This window comes from Planktotalea sp., from assembly GCF_039984035.1.
Lineage (GTDB): Bacteria > Pseudomonadota > Alphaproteobacteria > Rhodobacterales > Rhodobacteraceae > Planktotalea.
In genome coordinates this window covers 1-2,717 of record NZ_JBDWVM010000440.1, presented here as the reverse complement: position 1 = coordinate 2,717, position 2,717 = coordinate 1, and the positions used below count along the sequence as shown (strand labels likewise).

The 2,717-nt window shown below is 55.7% G+C and carries 4 protein-coding genes and 1 tRNA gene; all 5 read left to right on the top strand.

All coding sequences use genetic code 11. From position 1 onward, the window contains the following. The coding region (locus ABJQ89_RS19585) for a 3-oxoacyl-[acyl-carrier-protein] synthase III C-terminal domain-containing protein (RefSeq protein ID WP_348497837.1) at window positions 1–109 on the top strand (109 nt) is incomplete at its 5' end. 102 nt (window positions 110–211) lie between these two features. After that, window positions 212–514, top strand: a complete 303-nt coding sequence (ihfA, locus tag ABJQ89_RS19580) for an integration host factor subunit alpha (RefSeq protein WP_348497836.1) — start codon at window positions 212–214, stop codon at window positions 512–514. A gap of 22 nt (window positions 515–536) precedes the next feature. Beyond that, window positions 537–1,907 carry a MerR family transcriptional regulator gene (locus ABJQ89_RS19575; RefSeq protein ID WP_348497835.1) on the top strand — a complete coding sequence of 457 codons (1,371 nt, stop codon included), beginning with the start codon at window positions 537–539 and terminating at the stop codon, window positions 1,905–1,907. 59 nt (window positions 1,908–1,966) lie between these two features. Continuing rightward, a tRNA-Pro gene (locus ABJQ89_RS19570) sits at window positions 1,967–2,043 on the top strand. 61 nt (window positions 2,044–2,104) lie between these two features. Then, on the top strand, window positions 2,105–2,717 hold a 613-nt coding region (locus ABJQ89_RS19565; RefSeq protein WP_348497834.1), incomplete at its 3' end, for a 2'-deoxycytidine 5'-triphosphate deaminase.

Below are 2,717 nucleotides of genomic sequence, written 5' to 3'. Positions count from 1 at the left end.
GGCCCTATCTGTGGGTAAATCCGAAGGCAAAATCAAACGTGGCGATGTGATCGTTACAGAGGCAATTGGTGGCGGTTTAGCATGGGGTTCTGTCGTTCTTCGATGGTAAACCGTTGATAATCAGTCCGTTACATTGCTTTGTCTACGCTCGGGCCTTGACTCATTTTCACCGCTCGACTTAAGGTAGTTCAAACGCCTTCGGGGGGCCGATATGACAGAAAAAACCTTAACACGTATGGATCTAAGCGAAGCGGTGTTTCGCGAAGTTGGTTTGTCACGCAATGAATCAGCTGAATTGGTCGAAAATATCCTAACCGAAATGTCTGATGCGCTGGTCGCTGGGCAACAGGTTAAGATTTCATCTTTTGGCACCTTTAGCGTTCGTGACAAGGCTGCACGCGTTGGCCGTAACCCCAAAACAGGTCAGGAAGTGCCGATCAATCCGCGCCGCGTTTTGACGTTCCGCCCTTCCCACCTGATGAAAGACCGTGTCGCAGACGGCAACAAGCGCTAATTAACGCAGGAGAAGGCAGGCGATGCCCAAATCCAAGGACGCCTTCCGCACAATCAGCGAAGTCGCAGAATGGCTCGATACGCCGGCACATGTGCTGCGTTTCTGGGAAAGCAAATTCACCCAAGTGAAGCCGGTCAAACGTGCAGGTGGTCGCCGCTACTATCGCCCTGCGGATATGCAGCTTTTGGGCGGCATCAAAAAGCTTCTCCATGATGATGGTCTAACGATCAAAGGCGCTCAGAAACTGCTGCGCGAACATGGTGTCAAACATGTCGCGGACCTGTCTCAACCGCTCGAAGATGCACTTCTCGACGATGTTCAAATTGAAGAAGCCGCATTTGAGGCGAATGCAGAGCCACAAGCGAGCGCTGATGTCCCTGCAACTGTTTTGAGCTTCCCCAATCGCAGCGAAGGCGCCGCAGTGAGCGAACCCGCTGCCCAGCAAGACGCAGCGCCAATAAGTGCTGCCGAAGAAGCTCCGGTTGAAACGAGCGCTGCATCAACAGAGGGTGCGACGCCAGCGAGCGTTGAAACAGCATCACCAGAATTGCCGTTTGATACGCCAAATGAAACACCTTCTGCAGCCACTGCGCCAGATGCCGCTCCCGTAGAGACGCCTCACATGGAAGAGGTACATGTCTCCCCGACCCCTGCCACAGAAGCGCCTAGCGTTCAGCCCAAAACCCCAGCAGAGCCGGCAGAAGCCACCCCTGTAGAACCAGCGGCGACAGCCCCTGTTGAACCAGAACAAACGCAAGAAAACACACCCACATTTGGCAGCAGCGATGAACTTCCAGCGTTCTTACGTCGGTCTGTCGCTGCAAAAGACCCCGATGTTGCTGAAGAAAGCGCGGATGAGCCAACGCTTGATGTGCCGGAACAATCGACGGCGCCAGTCACGAGCGCCCCAGTAACGCCTGCTGAGCCTGCAAAGGTAACGATCAATCCAGTTGCGCATCTGGAACCGATCGAAACAGAAACCGTTCAGACAACCCCAGAGGCCGCAGCCGCAAGTGCCACGGAAGAACTTCCTGCAGACGAGAGCCAGCCAGCTGCTCCTGCGCAGCAACCGATCTTTTCACGTCGAATGGACACGCCTGCGCAAGAACCAGCTGAAGCAGCACCCCAACCGTCCGTTGCAGCAGCGCAAACCGGCGAAACCACGCAACACGTGGAACCAAGCGCACCACAAGCCGCGCCTGAAGCGCCAAAAATTGATGTGGATATTCCCTCTCTTGCGAAAGTCGCACCAGAACTGGACAGCTTCACGGCATCTGCTGGCATTTTGACTGCTGTACCCGCCGCGATGCAGCTATCGCCTGAGCTGGCAGCGTCTATAGCCACCCAACTTGCTGATCTGCGCGCGTTGCGTGATCGGATGCAAAACCAGTAAAGAGACACTTTACACTTGCCCCCGCGCTCAGTTCCAGTAAACAACCCAACATCAGGCGTCGGGCTATGGCGCAGCCTGGTAGCGCGTCCGTCTGGGGGACGGAAGGTCGCAGGTTCGAGTCCTGCTAGCCCGACCATTTTGACACTGCCTGCCGATCCGGTATTCACGTGCCCCCTGCGGGCCGAGGGAGCCACGCGATGACAGGTGTTTTACCAAGCCAGCGACTAAAGAAGATGATCGAGCTTGGGCAGATCACTGGATCGCCTGCGGTTATTCCCGAACAGATTCAGCCTGCTAGCCTTGATTTGCGCCTTGGAACTGTCGCCTATCGTGTACGTGCTTCGTTTCTCGCAGGGCATGGGCGCCGCGTTGAAGAGCGCCTTAAAGAATTCGAAATGCACCGCATCGATTTGTCCGAGGGCGCAGTCCTCGAAAAGGGCTGTGTCTACGTTGTGCCTTTGATGGAAAGCCTCGATTTGCCAACTGGCATGCAGGCGGTCGCAAATGCCAAGAGTTCAACAGGGCGTCTGGATCTATTGACACGAACCATCACCGACGGCGGCGCCGAGTTTGACCGCATCGCGCCGGGATATACCGGCCCGCTCTACGCAGAAATTTGCCCGCGCTCCTTTTCCGTTTTGGTGCGCCCGGGCATGCGACTGAACCAAATCCGCTTCCGCGAAGGTCAGGCTATTTTGACCGACATCACCTTGTCAGCGCTGCATCAAAGCGATGTGCTGGTGGATGGAGATGCCGTTATTGATGAGGGGCTTGGCTTCTCGGTCGATCTGAAACCAAAAGATACTGATC